Origin of the sequence: Sphingobium sp. OAS761 (assembly GCF_024168485.1) — a bacterium.
Taxonomy (GTDB): Bacteria; Pseudomonadota; Alphaproteobacteria; order Sphingomonadales; family Sphingomonadaceae; genus Sphingobium.
In genome coordinates this window covers 25786-46133 of record NZ_JALJVY010000009.1, presented here as the reverse complement: position 1 = coordinate 46133, position 20348 = coordinate 25786, and the positions used below count along the sequence as shown (strand labels likewise).

The window sequence follows — 20348 nt, the reverse complement described above, 5'->3', positions numbered from 1 at the left end:
CATCCCCCGCCGGGGCAAAAGCGTGGCGGCCCCTTTAACGATGACGGAGTGCAAGGAAAAGGTGCGATATCGCATTGCATGGATCAGCGGCACGGCGCTCCTGCTTTCCGCCTGCGCGGCGGGGCCGGATTACCGTCATCCGCAGCCCGCGTCGCTGGGCGTGCCGCTTGCCTATAGCGCGGGCGACGGCGCACCGGTCAGCGATGCCGATCTGGCCCGGTGGTGGACGCGCCTGAACGATCCGGTATTGAGCGGCCTGATCGACGCGGCCATCGCCAATAACCTGGACATCGTGCAGGCGCAGGCCCGGCTGCGACAGGCGCGCGAAAGCCTGCGTCAGGCCAATGCCAGCCTCCTGCCGCAGGTGAGCGGATCGGGCAGCGCCGGCAAGAATTACCGCAGTCAGGGCGGCGGAACGCGGGTGGATGACAATGGGAACGTCATCAGCACCGGCGCGAGCAACTGGTCCAGCACCTATTCGCTGGGGGCCAATGCAAGCTGGCAGATCGATCTTTTCGGCGAATTGTCCCGCTCGCGGGAAGCGGCGCGTGCCGCACTTGAGGGGTCGGGCTACGATCTGGCGACCGTCCGCATGACGATGATCGCAGAACTGGTCACCAACTATGTTCAGGCTCGGCAAGCGCAGGCGCAACTGCGCATCGCGCGCGAGAGCCAGGCGATCCAGCAGGATAATTATCAGATAGCCGGGTGGCGGTTGCAGGCCGGACTGGTGTCGTCGCTCGACGAACAGCAGGCAAAGGCGCAACTGGCGCAGACAAATGCCGCCATACCCCAACTGGAAGCAGGACTGAAAAGCAGCCTGAACCGAATAGCCGTACTGACCGGACAGGCGCCGGGCGAGGCCACGCGCGCTTTGGAGGTCCCTGCCCCCATTCCGGTCGCGCCGACGCGGATCGCCACGGGCATACCGGCGGACACGCTGCGCCAGCGACCCGACGTAAGAAGCGCGGAACGGGCGCTGGCAGCCGCCACCGCGCGGATCGGCGTCGCACAGGCACAGCTATACCCCTCGCTCGGCATCAGCGGCAATATCGGGACGACAGCCAATGCATTCAGCGATCTGTTCAGCCTGATCACCGGCGGAGTTTTTGCAAACGTCGCGCAGACCATTTTTGACGGCGGACGCCTCGCCTCGCAGGTCCGCGCGCAAAAGGCGGCCACGGACGCTGCCTTTGCCGCCTACAAGCAGAGCGTGCTGGGCGCGCTGGAGGATGTGGAGAACGCCATGGCGTCCCTGTCCAGCGCACGCAGTCGCAAAGTGGAGTTCGCAACCGCGCTGGAAGCGTCGAACAACGCCGCCATTCTGGCGCGCAGCCAGTATCAGGCCGGCCTGATAGATTTCCTGACGCTGTCCAGCAGCGAAACCACATTGTTGAACGCCCGCAACAGTCTTGCCGCCGCGCAGGCTGACGAGGTCCTGGCCATCGCTCAGCTTTACAATGCGCTGGGCGGCGGCTGGCAGAGCATGGATGAACGCCCCGATGAGCAATGATGTGACCAAGGATCAGGAACTGGACGACTTCCTGGGCGCCAAGCCTCAGAAACCATGGCGCAAATGGGCGATCCGCGTTGGGCTGGGGGTCGCGCTGCTGATCGCGGTGCTGCTACTCGCCCGCTGCTTTTCCGGCGACCAGAAGGTCAATTATGCCACGCGTGCAGCGCAGACGGGCGATCTGACGGTCACCGTTTCGGCGACCGGCAACCTGAAGCCCATCAATCAGGTCGATGTCGGTTCGGAACAATCGGGCAAGATCACGCAGGTGTTCGTCGACGTGAACGATCGCGTGACGCGGGGGCAGAGGCTGGCCGAACTGGATACCCGCCGCCTGGTCGACACCATAAACCAGAACCGGGCGCAGGTCGCCGCGGCGCAGGCCGGCGTCGCGCAAGCACAGGCGCAGGTTGCGCTGGCGAAGGCAAGCCTGGACCGGCAGGAAAGCGTCTACAGAGTATCGGGCGGCCGGGTGCCTTCGCGGACCGAACTGGATTCGGCACGAGCGGACTATCGCAGCGCGGCCGCCAGCCTTGACTCCGCGCGAGCACAGGTGCGGGTCTCGCAGGCCCAGCTGTCCACCGCCCAGACCAACCTGTCGATCGCCCAGATCGTTTCCCCGGTCACCGGCGTGGTGCTGTCCCGCGACATCGAACCCGGCCAGACGGTCGCTGCGTCGCTGAATGCACCGGTTCTCTTCACGATAGCGGAAGACCTGACGCAGATGGAGGTAGAAGTATCGGTCGACGAAGCGGATGTAGGACAGGTCAAGGACGGACAGAATGCGACCTTCAGCGTGGATGCCTTTCCCGGACGCACATTTCCCGCCCGGGTCACGCGCGTCAACGTAGGCTCCAACGCGTCCAGCAGTGCTTCCTCGTCGACGTCCAGCAGCAGTTCGTCCAGCAGTTCGACAGGGACGGTCGTCGCCTATACCGCCGTACTGACGGTCAACAACAAGGACGAAATCCTGCGGCCCGGCATGACCGCGACCGCCGACATCGTGACGCAGGAATTGCACGATGTCCTGCTCGTTCCCAACAGCGCGCTGCGCTTCAAGCCAAGCAGCGGCGCCGGACAGGGCGGCGGCATTACCAGCGTCCTGCCCGGACCACGCCGTTTCCGGCGCGGCAACAACCAACAGGTGAATTTCGGCGCGGGCAGCACGCAGACACTCTATGTCGTCGGCGAGGACGGCCAACCCAAGGCGCTACAGGTCGTGGTCGGGGCGAGCGATGGTTCCCGCACGGTTATCACCGGCGGCAATCTGAAAGCCGGCATGAAGGTGATCACCGGCCAGCTCGCCGCCGGGCAGGAGCCGCCAGCCGAGGATCAAAAGGCGGACGCGCGGAACGACAAGGCACGGGACCGGCCGCGCAGCCCATCCACCGACGGCCGCCCGGCGACGGTCGGCACGCTCGGCAATTCGGGCGATGCCGCTCCGGAAACCGCGCCCGTCGCCCCGGCCAGGAACGAGCCGACAGCCGGTGAAACGCGCGGAACCGGCCGCCAGAGCGGAACCTGACCCACGATGACGGAACAGCCGATCATTTCGCTGCGCGCGGTGACCAAGGTCTATGGCGACGGACCAACAGCCTTTCAGGCGCTCAAGGGCATCGACCTCGACATCGCGCAGGGTGATTTCGTCGCCGTTATGGGGCCGTCGGGATCGGGTAAATCCACCACGATGAACATATTGGGATGCCTGGACGTGCCGTCGGGCGGCACGTTCCTGTTCAAGGGCCGTCATGTCGAAACGCTGGACCGCGATCAGCGCGCGCTGCTGCGGCGCCGCTATCTCGGATTCGTGTTCCAGGGCTTCAACCTGCTTTCGCGGACCACCGCGCTGGAGAATGTCGAACTGCCCCTTCTCTATCGTGGAGAGGACAAGGCGACCCGCTACGACATGGGCATGGCCGCGCTTGACAAGGTCGGCCTTAAGGACTGGTGGGATCACACCCCGGCCGAATTGTCGGGCGGTCAACAACAGCGCGTCGCGATCGCCCGCGCCATCGTGACCCAGCCCGACGTGCTGCTGGCAGACGAACCGACCGGCAATCTCGATTCGGAACGATCGGTGGAAATCATGCAACTGCTGACCGATCTGAACCGCAACAGCGGCATCACCGTCCTGATGGTCACGCATGAACCGGACATGGCCGCCTTTGCCCGGACTATCGTGCATTTCAAGGACGGACTCGTCGAACGGATCGATCAGGGGGTGGAAGGCTGATGCTTGGTACGACCATCATCCTGGCCTTCCGGGCGATCAATCGGCACAAGCTGCGCAGTTTCCTGACGACGCTGGGCATCATCATCGGCGTCGCGGCGGTCGTCACCATGGTCACTCTGGGCAATGGCGCCACGGCGGCGGTGCGCGAACAGATAAGCTCGCTGGGCGCCAACGTTCTGCAATTGCGCCCGGGACAGGGCTTTGGCCGCGGCGGCGGCGGCCCGCGCCCGCCCGATTTCAAGGAAAGCGACCTGACGGCGATCCAGAACCAGATGAACGGCGTACGGGCCGTCGCCCCGCTCGTGCAATCCAGCGGCACGGCAATATACGAAGGCAATAACTGGTCCACCACCGTTTACGGCACGACGTCAGCCTATTCCGAGGTCCAGCAATGGAAGGTGGCGAGCGGACGACTGTTCATGCCGGAAGAAGAGGAAGCCGGTCGCGCCATCTGCATCATCGGCAATACCGTTCGCTCCAATCTTTTCCCCAACAGCGATCCCGTCGGCAAGCGGATGCGCATCAAGGGCGTCACCTGCCAGGTAATCGGGGTGCTCACCACACGCGGCCAGGGCGGCTTTGGCGATCAGGACGACGTGGTCGTCATGCCCATCAGGTTCGTGCAGCGCCGCTTTACCGGCAATCGCGACATCAGTCAGATCATGGTGGCGGTGGACGATGCCTATGACAGCGCCACCGTTCAATCCAGCCTGGAACAGCTCGTCCGCGAAAGACGCAAGATCAAGCCGGGAGCGGAAGATAATTTCAACGTCTTCGATACCAAACAGATTTCCGATACGCTTACCGGAACAACCACCATACTGACGCAGATCGTCGGCGCGGTCGCGGCTATCTCTCTGTTGGTCGGGGGCATCGGCATCATGAACATCATGCTGGTATCCGTGACGGAGCGGACGCGGGAAATCGGCATCCGCCTCGCCATCGGCGCGGTCGCGCGCGAAGTGCTGATGCAGTTTCTGGTGGAGGCGATCGTGCTCTCCTGCCTGGGCGGCCTTATCGGCCTGTTTCTCGCTCTGGTGGCCTCGCTTTCGCTCGCACCGCTGATGAAGGTGCCTTTCCTGTTCGACGTGAAGGTCAACGTGATCGCCTTTCTCTTCTCGGCGGCTATCGGCGTGGTGTTCGGCTATTTCCCCGCCCGTCGCGCGGCGGCACTGAACCCGATCGACGCGTTGCGCCACGAATGAGGCAAGGGGCTGTTTCCGCGCTGACCGCAGGGCGGGGAAACAGCCCTTTCCTGACCATCCGTTCAGGGCGGATCGCCCGCTGATACAATTTCCGACACTCTTTCGCCTCTCACGGCACAAGCCTGCGACAAGTGACTCCTATCTATGTCTTCGACGCCACGGAACGGCGCCAGATATTGACAAGGTAAGGAACGCGACATGTTCAAGAAGATCCTCATGACCCTGGCCACCACCACCCTGGTTGCCAGCCCCATCGTCACCGCGCAGGCCCAGGCCGCGCCCCATCGCCAAGTCACCCGCACGGTCGTCACGCATCGCGACCATGGGCGCACCGTGGTCAAGAAGCAGAGCTATGCGCGCAAGGACGATCATCGCCGCTGGGCCAAGGGCCAGCGTTTCGATCGCCGTTACGCGACCAACTACCGCGTGATCGCCAACTATCGCAACTATCGCCTGTCGCCGCCGCCGCGCGGCTACCATTGGGTGCGTTCGGGCAATGATGCGGTGCTGGTTGCGATCACCAGCGGCATCATCGGCGCGGTGATCGGCAGCGCCATCCGCTAATTTCTATGGAGACTTCTGTCGGCGCCCCCGGACTCCCTCCGGGGGCGCTTGGCTTTCCGGCGGAGCATGACCGGCCGGGCAGATTGCCATGGCGCCGAGAGAGGCTTAAGCCTTTGCGGAATCGCGCGGCGTCAGGGAGAATGGGCCTGCAAAAGATATTCGTGCTCGGCGTCGGCGCGCAAAAGTCCGGGACTACCTGGCTTCATTCCTATTTACGCCGATTTGCGGACGTGAATTTCGGACCGATCAAGGAATATCACGTCTGGGACGCCATCTCTTCTCCCGTTTTTTCCAAATTCATCGTCGATGAAGCCGCGCTGTCGAATGCCGTAGGGACGCCAGCCATCGAACGCGTCCGAATTCGTTACGCGATGCAAAACAATCCGGGTTTCTATGAAGCCTTCTTTAGCGGGCTGATCCGGGGCGAGGTCCGGATTACAGGGGATATTACCCCCGCCTATGCCGGGCTGGACGTCCAGACGCTTTCCGCCATCCGGCAACGAATGGAAGATGCCGGCTTCATCGTGAAAGTCGTTTTTCTGATGCGTGATCCTGTCGAAAGAATCTGGAGCGCGGCGCGCATGCAACACCGGCACGAGGTCTCTTCGGCGCGTCGGAGGTCGACATCATTTGATGATGTCGACAGGATACGCAGACTGTATCGGAATGATCGAACCGTTGCCATCAGCCGCTACGACCGAACGATAGTCAATATCGAGCAGATATTCGGACAGCCCGATATTTTCTATGCGCTGTACGAAAATCTGTTCACGATCGACACCGTCCGAAATCTCGGCACATTTCTGGGCATCGGGTTCGAAACCGGCCATTTTGTCACCAGGGTAAATGCGTCACCAAAGGCCGGTGAACTCTCCGAGGAGTTTGCACAGGAAGTTGCCGAATTCTACGAGCCCGTTTACACGTTTTGCGAAGCCCATTTTCCGGAAACACGCCTGCTCTGGAATCGCGGCAGGTCGACCACGGACAACTCCCCCCACCGCCAAGTCCGTGGGATGCCGGATGACCAGCCGCTACGCGCCTGAGCAGGTCATTCCGCGCCGGGCCTGGTTCGTCTACCGGCCCTTGCCTTTCCATCGCAATTCCGTCATAGGCGCGCCTTCGCAGCAGGACCGGGACGACTCGGCCCTTTTGCGGAGCATGAGACGACAGCCGGAGGGGCGGTGCGCATGGGGCGCTCGTCAGCGATCGGCCAACAGATGAGGCACTGACATGGCTCTTTACGAGCACGTCTTCCTTGCGCGCCAGGATCTGGCACAGGCGCAGGTTGACGCCCTGGCGGAAAACGCCACCAAGATTGTCGAGGACATGGACGGCAAGGTGACCAAGGTCGAGACCTGGGGCCTGCGTTCGCTCGCTTACAAGATCGCCAAGAATCGCAAGGCGCATTATGTGATGCTGAACATCGACGCCCCCGCCGGCGTCGTTGCCGAACTGGAGCGTCAGACCCAGATCAACGAAGACGTGATTCGTTACATGACGATCCGCGTCGACGAACTGGAAACCGGCCCGTCGGTGATGATGCGCAAGCAGGAGCGCTCCGAGCGCGGCCCGCGTGGCGATCGCGGTGACCGTGGCGATCGTGGCCCGCGCCGTGAGCGCGAAGAAGCCCCGGCTGGCGAATAAGGAGATCTGAGACATGGCACGCCCGTTTTTCCGCCGCCGCAAGAGCTGCCCCTTCGCCGCCAAGGATGCGCCGAAGATCGATTACAAGGATGTCCGTCTGCTTCAGGGCTTCGTGTCCGAGCGCGGCAAGATCGTCCCCAGCCGCATCACGGCTGTGTCCGCCAAGAAGCAGCGTGAGTTGGCCCAGGCCATCAAGCGCGCCCGTCACCTGGGCCTGCTGCCCTACATCGTGAAGTAAGGGAGAAAGACCCATGGAAATCATTCTCCTTGAGCGCATCGAAAAGCTGGGCGCCATCGGTGACGTCGTCACCGTCAAGGACGGTTACGCCCGTAACTTCCTGCTGCCCAACAAGAAGGCCCTGCGTTCGAACGCCGCCAACAAGAAAGTCTTCGACGCCAACCGCGCGAAGATCGAAGCCGACAACGCTGCCCGCCGCTCGGACGCCGAAAAGGCTGCCGAAGGCGTCAACGGCAAGCAGATCGTCCTGATCCGCCAGTCGTCGAACGCCGGCCATCTTTATGGTTCGGTCGCGGTCCGCGACGTGGTCGACGCGCTGCACGCCGATGGTATCACCAATGTCACCAAGGCGATGGTCGTTCTGGAACGTCCGATCAAGACGCTGGGCGTGTTCGACGTCAAGGTCGCGCTGCACCCCGAAGTCGCCGTGACCGTCACGGTGAACGTCGCCCGTTCGCCCGAGGAAGCCGAGCTTCAGTCGCAGGGCGTGGACGTGATGGCCGAAATGTTCGAAAAGGACGAGGCCGGCTTCACGGAAGACTATGATCCCAACGCGGAGCCCGGCGAAATCGCTGCGGAGGCCGACGAAGCCTCGGCCGAAGAAGAAGCCTGAGCGTTTTCGAACGGATCAAACGAGAAAGCCGCCCCACCGGGCGGCTTTTTTGTTGGCTTGCCCCGAAGATTGGGGACGCTGATCCGGAGCAGCCCGGATCCGCCCGGCATCCACTCCGGCCGGATGTCGGGCAGCGATCCCCCTAGACCGGGACCGCCGCCAGCATCGCCTTCACCGCATCGAGCGCTTCACGCGCCTTGTCGCCGTCCGGGCCGCCGCCCTGCGCCATGTCGGGGCGACCACCGCCGCCCTTGCCGCCCAGCGCCTCCACGCCCGCACGGACGAGATCGACGGCGCTGATCTGCCCCTTGAGGTCGTCGGTAACGCCCACCGCGATGGTCGCACGATCGTCCACCACGGCAAGCACGGCGGAAATGCCACTGCCCAGCGTGGCCTTGTTCTGGTCCACGATGCCGCGCAGTTCCTTGGGATCCAGGCCTTCGATCACCTGGCCAAGAAAGGCGATGCTGCCGATCTTTTCGGGACCGGCCGCCTGGGCCGCGCCACCGCCGCCAAGCGCCAACGCTTTCTTCACTTCGGCAAGCTCACGCTCCAGTCGGCGGCTGGTTTCAACGAGCGCGGCGATGCGCGCTGGAACGTCGTCCGGCGTGGTCTTCAGCGCTGCGGCGGTCTGACGCAGCTTGTCGTCACGTTCCGTAAGCCACAGGCGCGCCGCTTCGCCGGTCAGCGCCTCGATCCTGCGCACGCCCGAAGAAACGGCGTTTTCCGACACGATCTTGAACAGGGCGATATCGCCCGTCGCGCGGACATGGGTGCCGCCGCACAGTTCGACGGAATAGGATGCGTCGTCACCCCGCCCCATCGAAAGAACGCGAACCTCGTCGCCATATTTCTCACCGAACAGGGCCATTGCGCCAGCCGCGACGGCATCATCCGGGCTCATCAGGCGCGTCGTCACATCCTCGTTGTGCCGCACCTGCGCGTTCACGTCGGCCTCGATCGCGGCGATCTGTGCATGCGTCAGCGCTTCGGGATGAGAGAAGTCGAAACGCAACCGATCCGCCGCGACGAGGCTGCCCTTTTGCGTTACATGCGCACCCAGTTCCTTGCGCAGCGCTGCGTGCAGCAAGTGCGTGGCGCTGTGATTGGCGCGGATCGCGTTCCGCCGTTCGACGTCGACCTCAAGCCTGACATTATCGCCCACCTCGATAGTGCCCGCATCGACCCGCGCCACATGTGCGTGCAGCCGACCCAATGGCTTCATGGTGTCCATGACGGTGAGGTGCAGGCCCTCGTTCACGCATCCGGCCGGGCTCATGATGCGGCCCGCGTCGCCCGTCTGGCCACCGCTCTCGCCATAGAAAGGCGTCTGGTTCGTGATGACGATCACATCCTCACCGGCGGAGGCACTGGAAACTTCCTTGCCATCCTTGACCAGGGCGACGACGCAGCCCTCCCCGCTCGTGGCCGCGTAGCCTGTAAATTCGGTACCGCCCAGCCGCTCGGCAATGTCGTACCAGATGTCGTCCGACGCCTTTTCGCCCGAACCCTTCCAGGCGGCGCGGGCGGCGGCTTTCTGCTCGGCCATGGCGCTGTCGAAACCACTGCGATCGACGGTCAGCCCGCGCGAACGCAGCGCGTCCTCGGTCAGGTCATAGGGGAAGCCGTAGGTATCGTAGAGCTTGAACGCGGTTTCCCCTGGCAAAGTGCCGCCTTCGGTCAGATCGACGGTCGCTTCATCAAGCAGCCTCAGCCCGTTTTCCAGCGTCTTGCGGAACCGCGTTTCCTCACGCAGCAGGGTTTCCTCGATCAACGGCTGCGCGCGAACCAGTTCGGGGTAGGCGACGCCCATTTCCGACACGAGGCTGGGGACGAGGCGATACATCAGCGGCTCCTTCGCACCGATGATATGGGCGTGGCGCATGGCGCGGCGCATGATGCGGCGCAGGACATAGCCACGGCCTTCGTTCGCCGGCAGCACGCCGTCCGCGATCAGGAAGCCGGTAGAGCGGAGATGGTCGGCGATGACGCGGTGGCTGGCCTTGTGATCGCCGTCGGTCGCCGTTTTGGTCAGCGCACCGCTCTCGGCGATCAGCGCCTTGAACGTGTCGGTATCGTAATTGTCGTGAACGCCCTGGAGCACGGCCGCGATGCGCTCCAGCCCCATGCCCGTATCGATCGAAGGCCTGGGCAGTTCGCTGACGATCTCGTTTGCTTCCTGCTCATATTGCATGAAGACGAGATTCCAGATCTCGACGAAGCGGTCGCCATCCTCTTCCGGAGATCCTGGAGGACCGCCCCAGATATGGTCGCCATGATCGTAGAAGATTTCCGAGCAGGGACCGCAGGGACCGCTGTCGCCCATCGCCCAGAAATTATCCTTGGTCGGGATGCGGATGATGCGCTGTTCGGGCAGGCCGGCGATCTTCTTCCACAGATTGAACGCCTCGTCGTCGGTGTGGTAGACCGTCGCGGTCAACTTTTCGGCCGGGATGCCCCATTCCTTGGTGAGGAGGGTCCAGGCATGGGTGATCGCCTGTTCCTTGAAATAGTCGCCGAAACTGAAATTTCCCAGCATTTCAAAGAAGGTATGGTGGCGCGCGGTGTAGCCGACATTGTCGAGATCGTTATGCTTGCCACCGGCGCGGACCGACTTCTGGCTCGACGTCGCGGTCTTGTAAGGACGCGTTTCCAACCCCGTGAAGACGTTCTTGAACGGTACCATCCCGGCGTTGACGAACATCAGCGTCGGGTCGTTGTGCGGCACCAGAGGTGCCGAGGGCACGATAGTGTGGCCGTTCGCCCCGAAATAGTCGAGGAAAGAGCGGCGAATGTCGTTGGTCGAGGTCATTGGGGCGATGTAAGCGAGGTCGCTTCGTCGCACAAGCGGGGCTTTCGGGCTCGCGATGACAATAGGCATGGCATCCTGCGGCCCCGGAACGAGGCGCCTCATGCTACTTGCACCTTCCGTTCCCCATGCCTGCCATGCCGTGGCGCCCTGACAGCAGTAGAGATGGCCGGTCCGAGGTGTTTACAATCGGGGCGAGCGCCTCGACATCACCACCGGCCGGCGAGTCCAGGCGGCCCGTCGAGACTCCGGACAGCCGGTCAGTCGATTGGCAACACCCGCTCCCGGCAGGTCAGGAAGCAGCGTCATGGCCACGCAAATTTTCGCCGCGCGGCAACAATTTTCTTCATCGATATCCTCGAAATACAGGAAAAGTCATACTTTTCCTTCATTCGCACTTGCAAGCATGGCCTACTTGCCCAAAGGAGTTGGATGACCTTTCCTCCAGCCCCAAAAGGACTGTATGGATACGCCCACCCATCCGACACCGTCTTCGCGCTTCTTCACATCGCTGCGAACACGCCTTCATTATCTGGACTGGGGCAATCCCTCGGCTCCCGTCGTCATTCTATTGCACGGCGCGTTCGACCATGCGCGAAGCTGGGACTGGACCGCCCGGGCGCTGGAACGGGACTATCACGTCATTACACCCGACTTGCGCGGCCATGGCGACAGCGGCTGGTCGACGGACGGCTCATATCTGACCGCCAACTTCGTCTATGATCTGGCGCTGCTGGTCGATCTTCTCGATCGGTCCCCGGTGCATATCGTCGGCCATTCGCTGGGCGGATCGATCGCGCTGCGTTTCGCGGGCCTGTTTCCCGACAAGGTAAGCAAGATCGTCGCAATCGAGGGGCTGGGCCTGTCGCCGGAACGGGCCAAGGAAAAAGCGGAGCAGGCACCGGTTGACGTCTGGCGGGGATGGATGACATCGCGGCGGAACCGCGCAAGCCGGGCACCGCGCCGTTATCCCACGATAGAAGCAGCGGTCGGACGCATGCGGGAACGCAACGAGCAACTTTCGGTCGAACAGGCAATGCATCTGACCTTGCATGGCGTCAACCGGAACGAGGATGGCAGCTATAGCTGGAAATTCGATCCCTATCTGCACGATCAGGCGCCCCATAACGGGTCGGAAGAAGACCTGCCTGCCTTCTGGTCGCGGATCACCTGTCCTTCGCTGCTGTGCCTGGGGTTGGACAGCTGGGCGTCAAACCCCGCCACCGATGGGCGGATGAGTCATTTCCGCGACGCCCGCCTGGTCGAATTCACGGATGCTGGCCACTGGCTGCATCACGACCAGTTCGACCGTTTTATCGAGGAATTGCGTGGCTTTTTCTGAGCCGACCATGCTCAGGGCCTGAAATCTTCAACAGCGGCGCGATAGTCCGATATCAGCCGGGTTATGAAATCCGCCGCCGGCTGAACCGCGTCGATGGCGCCAATCCCCTGCCCCGCCCCCCAAATGTCGCGCCAAGCCTTGGTCCCTTCGCCCGCGAGCGCGGCGAAATCCATATCCTTTGCCTCTGGCAGGGCATCGGGATCGAGCCCGGCTGCCACGATGCTGGGGCGAAGATAGTTTCCATGGACGCCCGTGAATACGTCGGAATAGACGATGTCTTCGGCGCGGCCATCCACGATCATCTGCTTGTAGGCCGCATCCGCATTCGCCTCGCGCGTCGCGATGAACGGCGACCCCATGTAGCCCAGATCGGCCCCCATCATCCGCGCGGCCGCGATCGCACGGCCGGTAGCGATCGCACCCGAAAGCGCGAGCGGGCCGTCGAACCATTGCCGGATTTCCTGCACCAGCGCGAACGGCGATAACGTCCCGGCATGGCCGCCGGCGCCTGCGGCCACGGCGACAAGGCCATCGGCGCCCTTGGCGATCGCCTTGCGCGCGAAGGCGTTGCTGATGACATCGTGCAGCACGATGCCGCCATAGCTGTGTACCGCTTCGTTCACCCGCTCCTGCGCGCCGAGCGACGTGATGACAACCGGCACGCGGTAGCGCACGCACAGCGCCAGGTCCTCCTCCAGCCGCTTGTTCGTCCGGTGCACGATAAGATTGACGGCAAAAGGCGCATCCGCGTCGCCCAATTCTTCCCCCAACCGCTGCAACCATGCCTCAAACTGGCCGGACGGTCGCGCGTTCAGCGACGGAAAGGCCCCCACAATCCCGCCGCGGCATTGGGCGATGACCAGATCCGGCTGCGAAATGATGAACATTGGCGAACCGATAAGCGGCAGCGAAAGACGGTCCTTGAGCTCTGAAGGCAGGGTCATGAATTGCAATCCTTCCGAATGGGACATCCGCGCTAACACAGCTTGCCCAACGGAAAAGAGCCAATTCTACTGTATTGATAGCATAATACAGTAGTGATAGAATGCCCCAGGACTTAATGTCGTCAGGAGCAGGGAAATGTATAGCGAGAGCGATTTGCAGGATGCCGTAGCGGCCGGTATATTGTCGCCGGAGGCGGCATTGGCGCTCCGCGATCATGTCGCACGATTACGTGCCAGCCCGGTGGTCGATGAAGAGCATTTTCGACTGCTGACGGGCTTCAATGATATTTTCGTGGCAATCGCGAGCGTGATCCTGCTGGTCGCGGTCGGCTGGCTGGGCAACGAGCTGCGATTCGGGGCGGCGGATCATCACCCCGCCTTCATGTCTGGCCTGCTGGTGGCAGCGACCAGCTGGGGCCTTGCCGAATATTTCACGCGTCAGCGGCGGATGGCGCTGCCTTCAATTCTCTTGCTGCTCGGCTATGTGGGCGGCGTCGCGTTCGCACTGGGTGCTCTCATTACGCAGATATTCGCCGATGCCGACGACAGGACGGCGTCACTGATCCTGTCTGGCGTTGCCGCCATCAGCGCGGGCGCGGCCTGGCTGCACTGGCGGCGGTTCATGGTCCCGATCACCGTGGCGGCCGGGGCCACCGCGGGCGCCGCCGTCGTCGCGGGCCTGATACTTGCGGCATTTCCCGACGACCATATCCTGCCCTTCCTGCTGCTGCTTGCAGCGGGCGTCGCCATATTCCTGTTGGCGATGCATTGGGACATGTCGGACCGGGCACGCATGACCCGCCGGTCCGACGTGGCCTTCTGGCTGCATCTGGCGGCGGCGCCGATGATCGCCCATTCGCTGTTCCATCTGCTGGGCGTCCTGAACGGCGACGAGATCAGCGGCGGCAAGGCCCTGACCGTCATAGCGCTTTACGTCATATTCGGCCTGGTCGCGCTGGCCATCGACCGCCGCGCGCTGCTGGTGTCCAGCCTCGCCTATGTCCTGTTCGCCCTATATGCCTTGTTCAAGCAGGCCGGGGCGGTCGAATTGTCCTGGGCGCTCACCGCACTGGTGATCGGTTCCGCGCTGCTGCTCCTCTCGGCACTGTGGCATCACGCCCGGGCGATAATCGTCGGCGGCCTGCCGCCGGCGCTGACCAGCCGGCTTCCCTACCTGGAACGCGCGCCCGCCTGAACCGCCCACGCCGTCAGGGTTGGTTCTCGTTGTCGGCGGGCAATGTAGGGGCGATCCTTGGCGGCGGCGTGTCGTCTGCCGGCAGACCATCCGCCGGCAGACGCAACTGATTGCCCCCGATGTTTACGGTCATGCCGCCCGGATCGACGCCTATCCCGATATTGCCGATGCCGGTTTCCACCGTGACATTGGCGATGGCGTTCACCAGATCCGGGTCCTGCGCTTCCGCCGGCGCATCCTCGACCGGCTCGTTGATCGCCCCGCTCATGAAATTGCGCCAAATCCGCGCCGGCACGCCGCCGCCCGCCGCACCACCCGGCAGCGGGCCATTGTCGTCGTTGCCGATCCAGACTGCTGTCACCAGGCCGCCGGCATAACCGACAAATATTGCATCGCGACTATCCTGCGTCGTGCCCGTTTTTCCGAAAGTGCGGGTGCGCAAGGCTGCCGCGCTGCCGGTGCCGCGATTGGCGGCTGACGACAGGAGGTCCCGGATCATTTCAAGCTGATCGTCGCTGAATGCGCGCTGGCGTTTGACCAGCCGGTCGAACCAGCCCTGCTCTTCGGGTGGCAGACCATGGGCAACAACCGGATAGCTGCCCGCTGCCACCGCCGCATAAGCCTGCGCAAGTTCGATCAGCGGCACTTCCGATGTTCCCAGGGCCAGACTCAGATCCTCGGTCAGCGGCACCGTGACGCCCAGGTCACGTGCCACCTTGATCACATTGTCGATCCCGACCTTCTGCGCCAGACGTACCGCCGCCACGTTGCTGGACGCGGCGAACGCCTGCCGCAGCGTGATTCGTCCCCGATATTTGCTGCCATGATTGGTCGGACGATAGGTACCGGTCGTGATCGGCGTATCGTCGATCATATCGTCAGGGCTCATTCCTGCACGAAATGCCGCCAGATAGACGAACAGCTTGAAGGTCGATCCGGGCTGCCGCTTTGCCTGGACAGCCCGGTTGAAACCGCTCTTGGCATAATTCTTACCACCCACCATGGCCACGACGCTGCCATCTGGTTTCATCGCGACCAGAGCGGCCTGCGCATCCCCCAGGGGCGCGCGCCGCACCGCCGCTTCGGCGAGACGCTGGACGCGCCAGTCCAGCGTGGTCGCGACCTGTTGTTCGCCATAGACGGCGCCGGCGCGGTCGCGCGCATCGGACAGGACCCAATCGGCAAAATAGGTGCCGCTGGTAGCATCGGGCTCTTCATGCACGTTGAGACGCGCCGGGGGCAGCGCGTTGCGTTCCGCCTGAGTCAGATAGCCCGCGTCGACCATGGCCTGCGTCACCAGGGCCGCGCGCGCCCGCGCGCCTTTCAAATTCCCGGTCGGCGCCAGGCGCGATGGCGCCTTGAGCAATCCGGCCAGCATCGCGGCCTGCGGGATGGTCAACCGTTCAGGCGTGCGATTGAAATAATGGCGTGCGGCCGCCCGCAAGCCATAAACATTGTCGCCGAAATAGACGTTGGAGAGGTACCGCTCCATGATCTGGTCCTTGGTCAGCCAGGCTTCCAGCCAGAGCGCGATCAGCGCCTCGCGGGCCTTGCGCCCAAAGGTACGGTCGCTGGAAAGGAAAACGCCCTTCGCCAGTTGCTGCGTGATCGTGCTGCCGCCCTGCGAGGCACCGTCCGACCAGAGATTGTGCCATGCGGCCCGTGCGATGCCGCGTGGATCGATCCCCCAATGACTGCGGAACCGCCGGTCCTCGATCGCCATGAAGGCCTGCGGCACATGGCCGGGCAGCCGTGCCATCGTCACAGGCTTGTCGATCACCGCGCCGCGCCGGGCAATCAGATGCCCGTCCGCCGACATCAGGCTGATGCTGGGCGGAGCGATGGGCCGGAGCGATTGGGACAGGGGTGCGGTCACGGCCAGCCACGCGACGACGATCATCAGCAGCGCCAGCGCCGCTACCGCCAGCCAGCCGACAATCTGAAGACGCCGTCGCCAGGGCGGGACCGGGGCGAAGGCGCTTGGTGGCCCCGCGCCGAACTCCCTCGACGATATCGCCGTGGTTTCCGCTGATGTCGATTCCTGCATGGGTTCGGTCATGCTGTATTATTCAAATGATACAGTCAAGCATGTCCCGCCGCGGGACAGTGGCAAATTAACCATCTTTCGCCGTGGCCTAAATGGTAAATCAGACGTTAACCAGTGACCATGCGAACACGCCCTCTTGTCCTCACGTCGGAATCGGCACGCCATCCCTTTCGCCAGCGTTTGCCGGCCCATGTGCTGCGCGCCGCCGACCCGGCAGCGGGCGCGCCGCGCAAACGGGTGGACGACGATCAGGACTGGAAACTCTTCGCCCTCAGCTTCTGCGCGTTCTTCACGGCGTTCTACAGCTTCATTTTCTGAACCCGCGCCATCGCTCACCGGTCGCCTGTCAATCACAAACGGGCCCGTCGCAGGCCCGGTGAAGCTTCTGCGCCATCCATGCGCAGGGAATCGACAGCGCCGCGACCAGCAAAAGCTGTTTTACCACCGACATTCCGGCCATGCTCAATCCGATGGCCGCAACCGACCCGATCACCATAGCCCCGGAATTTACGATATTGTTCGCGGCAACGGTTCGCGCCGCCTCGCACTTTTCCACCGTGGTCGTCAGGAAGGCGTAGAGCGGCACCACGAACATCCCGCCGAACGTGGCGACGCCCAGAAGGCTGAGCGATAACGGCACGGCCAGCGGATGAACCATGAATTCCGACAAGGAAAGCATGCGGCCGTCGCCAACGGGTGTCCAAAGATCGCAAACGACATGAAATGCCACGACGCACAGTCCCATGCCCAGGACCGATGCCGGCGCATATTTCGCCGAGACATGTCCATTGAGGAGCCGATTGATTGCGACCGACCCGATGGCGATACCGATGGAAAAGATCGCCAGAAACAGGCTCGCCACCGGCTTGTCGGCGGTCAGGACGTTCTTCACCAACGGTGGAAACTGAATGAAGAGGATCGATCCGACGGCCCAGAACAGGCTGATCGCCATGATCGCCAGGAACAATCGGCGGATATGCATGGTGCCCCGCACCAGTGCGATAGACGAGCGGATAATGTGGAAATCGATGGCTTGCCGTTCCAGCAGCGATGGCGCGGAAGGGACCGCCCGGCCTGCCAGATAGCCGATGATCGCCGTAATGATAATGCCGGCTGCCGCCGCTTCCACCGGGATGATTCCGGCCAGGATGGTGCCGGCCAGGATTGCGATGTAGGTTCCCGCTTCGACCAGTCCGGTTCCTCCCAGCACTTCCTCATCATGAAGATGCTGCGGCAGGATCGCATATTTGATCGGACCGAAGAAAGTCGAATGGACGCCCATCGAAAAGAGGGCGGCCAGCAACAGGGGAATGGCGAGCGTGTGGACGGCGATACCGCCCCAGATCAGCCCAAGACCCGTTGCGCCCACCAGCATGATGCCGATTTCCGCGGCCTTGACCCAGCGGATGATCACCGCCTTGTCCCGCTGATCGGCCAGTTGCCCCGAAAGGGCGGAAAGCAGAAAAAACGGCAGGATGAACAGGCCGGTCGCCAGCGCACTGAACCAGGTTTCCGACTTTTCGTCGTTATAGACCTGATAGACGACGAACAGCACCATCGCATTCTTGAACAGGTTGTCGTTGAACGCGCCAAGCAACTGAGTGATGAAAAGCGGCAGAAAACGGCGCTTGTTCAGGAGCCTGAGAGAGGCTTGCATGGAATGGGGGGTCTTCTTTTCCGTTAGCGACCGGAGCGGGGTCTAGCGGCTGGTGTCGTCTCTGTCCAATGCGCATGTGCTATTGCTCACCGCCCCGCTTGTATGGGGCGCCGGACTGTGGCAGTCCGCGCCCATGCTGACGCTGCCCAACCTGCTGACGCTCTCGCGCATATTTACGGTTCCGCTGCTGGTCGCGTTGCTCTGGCCCGCAGAATTGGGCGCGCGCTGGACCACCGGTTACGCCCTGGCTTTCGCGCTCTATTGCCTGATGGGCATCACCGACTATTTCGACGGCTATCTTGCAAGGGCGCAGGGGGCCGTATCCAAGCTGGGTATTTTTCTAGATCCGATCGCCGACAAGATCATGGTCGGTGCCGTGATCCTGATGCTGGGTGCTACGCGCGACATTGCCGGGTTCCACATCATCGCCGCGATGATCATCCTGCTGCGCGAAATCGCGGTGTCGGGCCTGCGCGAATTCCTGGCCGGGCTTCAGGTATCCATGCCTGTGTCCCGGCTCGCCAAATGGAAGACGACGTTTCAGCTGATCGCGCTTGGTGCCCTGATCCTGGCCGGGGCGGTCCCCCAGTTTCCCTTCGTCCAGGCCGTGGGCCTAGTTACCCTCTGGGCGGCGGCAATACTGACGCTGATCACCGGCTGGGACTATCTGCGTGTCGGCATCCGGCACATGGACTGACGATATGCTGTCGATTGTCTATTTCGCCTGGGTGCGGGAAATGATCGGGCGCGATGGCGAAGCGCTGCCCCGCCCTGCTCCGGAAACAACCATCGCCGACGTCATCTCGGCCCTGGCCGCGCGTGGCGATGGCTATGCCGCGGCACTGGGCGACCAGCAGCGACTGCGCGCTGCGCTGGACCAGCACTTCACGCCGCTGGACCATGCGATTGGCGATGCGCAGGAACTGGCCCTGTTTCCGCCGGTTACCGGCGGATGAAGCGGGTGCTCGTCCAGACCGAGGATTTCGACGTCGCGGGTGAACTGGCGACGCTGGAAGCGCTGGGCGGCGGCGGCGTCGCCAGCTTTACCGGCGTAGTGCGAGGCGGGAACGGCCTGGCCGCACTGGAACTGGAACAATATCCGGCCATGACCCGCTTGCAGATGGAGCGCATCGTCATGGACGCCGGCGAGCGATGGCCGCTGATCGGCATGACGGTCATTCATCGCCACGGCTATCTGACTCCCGGTGCGCGGATCGTGTTCGTCGGCACCGCGTCTCGGCACCGGACGGCGGCACTGGAAAGCTGCGCGTTCCTGATCGACTGGCTGAAAGTCCACGCCCCCTTCTGGAAGAAGGAACATTTCGCCGACGGCAACACGCAATGGGTCGCGTCCCGCAGCGAGGACGACGCCAGGGCGCATGGCTGGAACGGCTAGGCAGCCGCCGCTTCTTCCTTTTGCGCCGCCGCATCCCGAAGGATGCCCGCGAGCAGATGAAATTCCTTTTCCCGCGGACTGCTCTTTCGCCACACCAGCGCAATGTCGCGCCAGGCATGGTCGGAGCGCAACGGACGCGCCGCGATCCGCGTATGTTCCAATATGCCGCCGGCGATGGCCATTTCCGGGATCATGGTCATGCCCAGGCCGTTGTCGACCATCTGGATCAGCGTATGGAGCGACGTGCCCATCATCGTCGCGCTGGCGCGCAGGTCGGGACGATTGCAGGCGGCGAGAGCATGGTCCTTCAGGCAATGCCCATCCTCCAGCAGCAGCAACTTGCTTTCGTCGATCATGTCCGGACCGATCCAGTCCGGTGGATCGCGCGGCTCGTCCTCTGGGAAGGCCACATAGAGCCGGTCCTGGAACAGGATTTCGCTGTCCATGTCCCCCATCGGAAACGGCAGGGCCAGCAGTACGCAATCGACATTGCCGTGCCGCAGCGATTCGATCGCAGCCTGGCTGGTTTCTTCGCGCAGGTAGAGTTTCAGTTCCGGCCGGTCCGCGCGCAGCCGGGGCAACAGCCGGGGCAGCAGAAATGGCGCGATCGTCGGTATGACACTCATGCGCAATTCGCCTGTCAGCGGCTTGCCGGACGCCTCGGCGATCGCTGCCAGTTCCTCCGCCTCGCGCAGCACCCGGTGCGCCTTGTCGACAATGCGATCCCCCAGGGCCGTAAAGCGGACGACACGGCGCGTTCTTTCGACCAGCGTCACGCCGATCAGCGATTCAAGCTCGCGAATGCCTGCCGACAAGGTTGATTGGGTGACGAAACAGCTGTCGGCAGCCTTGCCGAAATGGCCCTGTTCCTTCAGTGCCACCAGATATTGAAGCTGCTTGAGCGTTGGCAGATAACTCGACATTCATCGACTTCCTCGATCAGAACGT

At 63.0% G+C, this 20348-nt stretch carries 20 protein-coding genes; 15 read left to right on the top strand and 5 right to left on the bottom strand.

Annotated elements, in window-relative coordinates:
* The first annotated feature begins 40 nt into the window (after nucleotides 1–40).
* The 9 genes from J3E64_RS13150 (at nucleotide 41) to rplI (ending at nucleotide 8010) form a co-directional block, all read left to right on the top strand.
* Nucleotides 41–1513 carry an efflux transporter outer membrane subunit gene (locus J3E64_RS13150; RefSeq protein ID WP_253343481.1) on the top strand — a complete coding sequence of 491 codons (1473 nt, stop codon included), beginning with the start codon at nucleotides 41–43 and terminating at the stop codon, nucleotides 1511–1513.
* On the top strand, nucleotides 1503–3038 hold the full coding sequence (locus J3E64_RS13145; RefSeq protein ID WP_253343480.1) for an efflux RND transporter periplasmic adaptor subunit: 1536 nt from the start codon (nucleotides 1503–1505) through the stop codon (nucleotides 3036–3038). Before J3E64_RS13150 ends, J3E64_RS13145 begins: the two co-directional genes overlap by 11 nt.
* A gap of 6 nt (nucleotides 3039–3044) precedes the next feature.
* Nucleotides 3045–3746: an ABC transporter ATP-binding protein gene (locus J3E64_RS13140; RefSeq protein WP_253343479.1), complete on the top strand. Its 702-nt coding sequence runs from the start codon at nucleotides 3045–3047 to the stop codon at nucleotides 3744–3746.
* Nucleotides 3746–4951, top strand: a complete 1206-nt coding sequence (locus J3E64_RS13135; protein WP_253343478.1) for an ABC transporter permease — start codon at nucleotides 3746–3748, stop codon at nucleotides 4949–4951. The genes J3E64_RS13140 and J3E64_RS13135 overlap by 1 nt, the downstream gene beginning before the upstream one ends.
* A 198-nt stretch (nucleotides 4952–5149) precedes the next feature.
* A complete protein-coding gene (locus J3E64_RS13130) occupies nucleotides 5150–5515 on the top strand; it encodes an RcnB family protein (RefSeq protein WP_253343477.1) in 366 nt (121 codons plus the stop codon).
* A gap of 140 nt (nucleotides 5516–5655) precedes the next feature.
* Complete coding sequence (locus J3E64_RS13125) at nucleotides 5656–6558, top strand: sulfotransferase (RefSeq protein WP_253343476.1); 903 nt, start codon at nucleotides 5656–5658, stop codon at nucleotides 6556–6558.
* Between the two features lie 187 nt (nucleotides 6559–6745).
* Nucleotides 6746–7159, top strand: coding sequence for a 30S ribosomal protein S6 (gene rpsF / locus J3E64_RS13120; RefSeq protein WP_253343475.1), 414 nt, complete (start codon nucleotides 6746–6748; stop codon nucleotides 7157–7159).
* Between the two features lie 13 nt (nucleotides 7160–7172).
* Nucleotides 7173–7397: a 30S ribosomal protein S18 gene (gene rpsR, locus J3E64_RS13115; RefSeq protein ID WP_004212076.1), complete on the top strand. Its 225-nt coding sequence runs from the start codon at nucleotides 7173–7175 to the stop codon at nucleotides 7395–7397.
* A gap of 13 nt (nucleotides 7398–7410) precedes the next feature.
* Nucleotides 7411–8010: a 50S ribosomal protein L9 gene (gene rplI / locus J3E64_RS13110; protein ID WP_253343474.1), complete on the top strand. Its 600-nt coding sequence runs from the start codon at nucleotides 7411–7413 to the stop codon at nucleotides 8008–8010.
* A 142-nt stretch (nucleotides 8011–8152) separates the two neighbouring features.
* Here rplI and alaS read toward each other — a convergent pair whose 3' ends face one another.
* Nucleotides 8153–10822, bottom strand: a complete 2670-nt coding sequence (alaS, locus tag J3E64_RS13105) for an alanine--tRNA ligase (RefSeq protein WP_253343631.1) — start codon at nucleotides 10820–10822, stop codon at nucleotides 8153–8155.
* A gap of 460 nt (nucleotides 10823–11282) precedes the next feature.
* On the opposite strand from alaS, the gene J3E64_RS13100 reads away from it, so the two are divergent.
* The gene (locus J3E64_RS13100; protein WP_253343473.1) at nucleotides 11283–12161 is read left to right on the top strand and encodes an alpha/beta fold hydrolase; all 879 of its coding nucleotides are present in this window, start codon (nucleotides 11283–11285) and stop codon (nucleotides 12159–12161) included.
* A gap of 11 nt (nucleotides 12162–12172) precedes the next feature.
* Here J3E64_RS13100 and J3E64_RS13095 read toward each other — a convergent pair whose 3' ends face one another.
* Nucleotides 12173–13105, bottom strand: a complete 933-nt coding sequence (locus J3E64_RS13095; RefSeq protein ID WP_253343472.1) for a nitronate monooxygenase family protein — start codon at nucleotides 13103–13105, stop codon at nucleotides 12173–12175.
* Between the two features lie 136 nt (nucleotides 13106–13241).
* On the opposite strand from J3E64_RS13095, the gene J3E64_RS13090 reads away from it, so the two are divergent.
* Nucleotides 13242–14300, top strand: coding sequence for a hypothetical protein (locus tag J3E64_RS13090; protein ID WP_253343471.1), 1059 nt, complete (start codon nucleotides 13242–13244; stop codon nucleotides 14298–14300).
* 13 nt (nucleotides 14301–14313) lie between these two features.
* On the opposite strand, the gene J3E64_RS13085 is transcribed toward J3E64_RS13090, so the two are convergent.
* On the bottom strand, nucleotides 14314–16359 hold the full coding sequence (locus J3E64_RS13085) for a transglycosylase domain-containing protein (protein WP_253343470.1): 2046 nt from the start codon (nucleotides 16357–16359) through the stop codon (nucleotides 14314–14316).
* A gap of 108 nt (nucleotides 16360–16467) precedes the next feature.
* On the opposite strand from J3E64_RS13085, the gene J3E64_RS13080 reads away from it, so the two are divergent.
* Complete coding sequence (locus J3E64_RS13080; protein WP_253343630.1) at nucleotides 16468–16665, top strand: hypothetical protein; 198 nt, start codon at nucleotides 16468–16470, stop codon at nucleotides 16663–16665.
* Nucleotides 16666–16693: 28 nt separating this feature from the next.
* Here the strand turns inward: J3E64_RS13080 and J3E64_RS13075 are convergent, their stop codons facing one another.
* Entirely contained in the window at nucleotides 16694–18004 is a 1311-nt protein-coding gene (locus tag J3E64_RS13075; RefSeq protein ID WP_253343469.1) for an MFS transporter, read from the bottom strand.
* A 133-nt stretch (nucleotides 18005–18137) separates the two neighbouring features.
* Here J3E64_RS13075 and pgsA point away from each other — a divergent pair, with 133 nt between their 5' ends.
* The 3 genes from pgsA to J3E64_RS13060 are packed head-to-tail and all read left to right on the top strand — an operon-like array spanning nucleotide 18138 to nucleotide 19400.
* The gene (gene pgsA / locus J3E64_RS13070; protein WP_253343629.1) at nucleotides 18138–18701 is read left to right on the top strand and encodes a CDP-diacylglycerol--glycerol-3-phosphate 3-phosphatidyltransferase; all 564 of its coding nucleotides are present in this window, start codon (nucleotides 18138–18140) and stop codon (nucleotides 18699–18701) included.
* A gap of 4 nt (nucleotides 18702–18705) precedes the next feature.
* A complete protein-coding gene (locus J3E64_RS13065; protein WP_253343468.1) occupies nucleotides 18706–18960 on the top strand; it encodes a MoaD/ThiS family protein in 255 nt (84 codons plus the stop codon).
* Nucleotides 18957–19400, top strand: coding sequence for a molybdenum cofactor biosynthesis protein MoaE (locus J3E64_RS13060; protein ID WP_253343467.1), 444 nt, complete (start codon nucleotides 18957–18959; stop codon nucleotides 19398–19400). Before J3E64_RS13065 ends, J3E64_RS13060 begins: the two co-directional genes overlap by 4 nt.
* Here J3E64_RS13060 and J3E64_RS13055 read toward each other — a convergent pair.
* The gene (locus tag J3E64_RS13055) at nucleotides 19397–20323 is read right to left on the bottom strand and encodes a hydrogen peroxide-inducible genes activator (protein WP_253343466.1); all 927 of its coding nucleotides are present in this window, start codon (nucleotides 20321–20323) and stop codon (nucleotides 19397–19399) included. The two genes, J3E64_RS13060 and J3E64_RS13055, sit on opposite strands and share 4 nt — an antisense overlap.
* Between the last annotated feature and the right edge of the window lie 25 nt (nucleotides 20324–20348).

What these genes read in the sequence shown, in the direction of transcription:
- J3E64_RS13065 (WP_253343468.1), top strand. Translation starts at nt 18,706, where the DNA reads ATGCTGTCGATTGTCTATTTCGCCTGGGTGCGGGAAATGATCGGGCGC.
- pgsA (WP_253343629.1), top strand. Translation starts at nt 18,138, where the DNA reads ATGCTGACGCTGCCCAACCTGCTGACGCTCTCGCGCATATTTACGGTT.
- rplI (WP_253343474.1), top strand. Translation starts at nt 7,411, where the DNA reads ATGGAAATCATTCTCCTTGAGCGCATCGAAAAGCTGGGCGCCATCGGT.
- J3E64_RS13145 (WP_253343480.1), top strand. Translation starts at nt 1,503, where the DNA reads ATGAGCAATGATGTGACCAAGGATCAGGAACTGGACGACTTCCTGGGC.
- J3E64_RS13060 (WP_253343467.1), top strand. Translation starts at nt 18,957, where the DNA reads ATGAAGCGGGTGCTCGTCCAGACCGAGGATTTCGACGTCGCGGGTGAA.
- rpsF (WP_253343475.1), top strand. Translation starts at nt 6,746, where the DNA reads ATGGCTCTTTACGAGCACGTCTTCCTTGCGCGCCAGGATCTGGCACAG.
- alaS (WP_253343631.1), bottom strand. Translation starts at nt 10,822, where the DNA reads ATGACCTCGACCAACGACATTCGCCGCTCTTTCCTCGACTATTTCGGG.
- J3E64_RS13100 (WP_253343473.1), top strand. Translation starts at nt 11,283, where the DNA reads ATGGATACGCCCACCCATCCGACACCGTCTTCGCGCTTCTTCACATCG.
- J3E64_RS13095 (WP_253343472.1), bottom strand. Translation starts at nt 13,105, where the DNA reads ATGACCCTGCCTTCAGAGCTCAAGGACCGTCTTTCGCTGCCGCTTATC.
- J3E64_RS13085 (WP_253343470.1), bottom strand. Translation starts at nt 16,359, where the DNA reads ATGACCGAACCCATGCAGGAATCGACATCAGCGGAAACCACGGCGATA.
- J3E64_RS13080 (WP_253343630.1), top strand. Translation starts at nt 16,468, where the DNA reads ATGCGAACACGCCCTCTTGTCCTCACGTCGGAATCGGCACGCCATCCC.
- J3E64_RS13130 (WP_253343477.1), top strand. Translation starts at nt 5,150, where the DNA reads ATGTTCAAGAAGATCCTCATGACCCTGGCCACCACCACCCTGGTTGCC.
- J3E64_RS13125 (WP_253343476.1), top strand. Translation starts at nt 5,656, where the DNA reads ATGGGCCTGCAAAAGATATTCGTGCTCGGCGTCGGCGCGCAAAAGTCC.
- J3E64_RS13140 (WP_253343479.1), top strand. Translation starts at nt 3,045, where the DNA reads ATGACGGAACAGCCGATCATTTCGCTGCGCGCGGTGACCAAGGTCTAT.
- J3E64_RS13090 (WP_253343471.1), top strand. Translation starts at nt 13,242, where the DNA reads ATGTATAGCGAGAGCGATTTGCAGGATGCCGTAGCGGCCGGTATATTG.
- rpsR (WP_004212076.1), top strand. Translation starts at nt 7,173, where the DNA reads ATGGCACGCCCGTTTTTCCGCCGCCGCAAGAGCTGCCCCTTCGCCGCC.
- J3E64_RS13075 (WP_253343469.1), bottom strand. Translation starts at nt 18,004, where the DNA reads ATGCAAGCCTCTCTCAGGCTCCTGAACAAGCGCCGTTTTCTGCCGCTT.
- J3E64_RS13150 (WP_253343481.1), top strand. Translation starts at nt 41, where the DNA reads ATGACGGAGTGCAAGGAAAAGGTGCGATATCGCATTGCATGGATCAGC.
- J3E64_RS13055 (WP_253343466.1), bottom strand. Translation starts at nt 20,323, where the DNA reads ATGTCGAGTTATCTGCCAACGCTCAAGCAGCTTCAATATCTGGTGGCA.
- J3E64_RS13135 (WP_253343478.1), top strand. Translation starts at nt 3,746, where the DNA reads ATGCTTGGTACGACCATCATCCTGGCCTTCCGGGCGATCAATCGGCAC.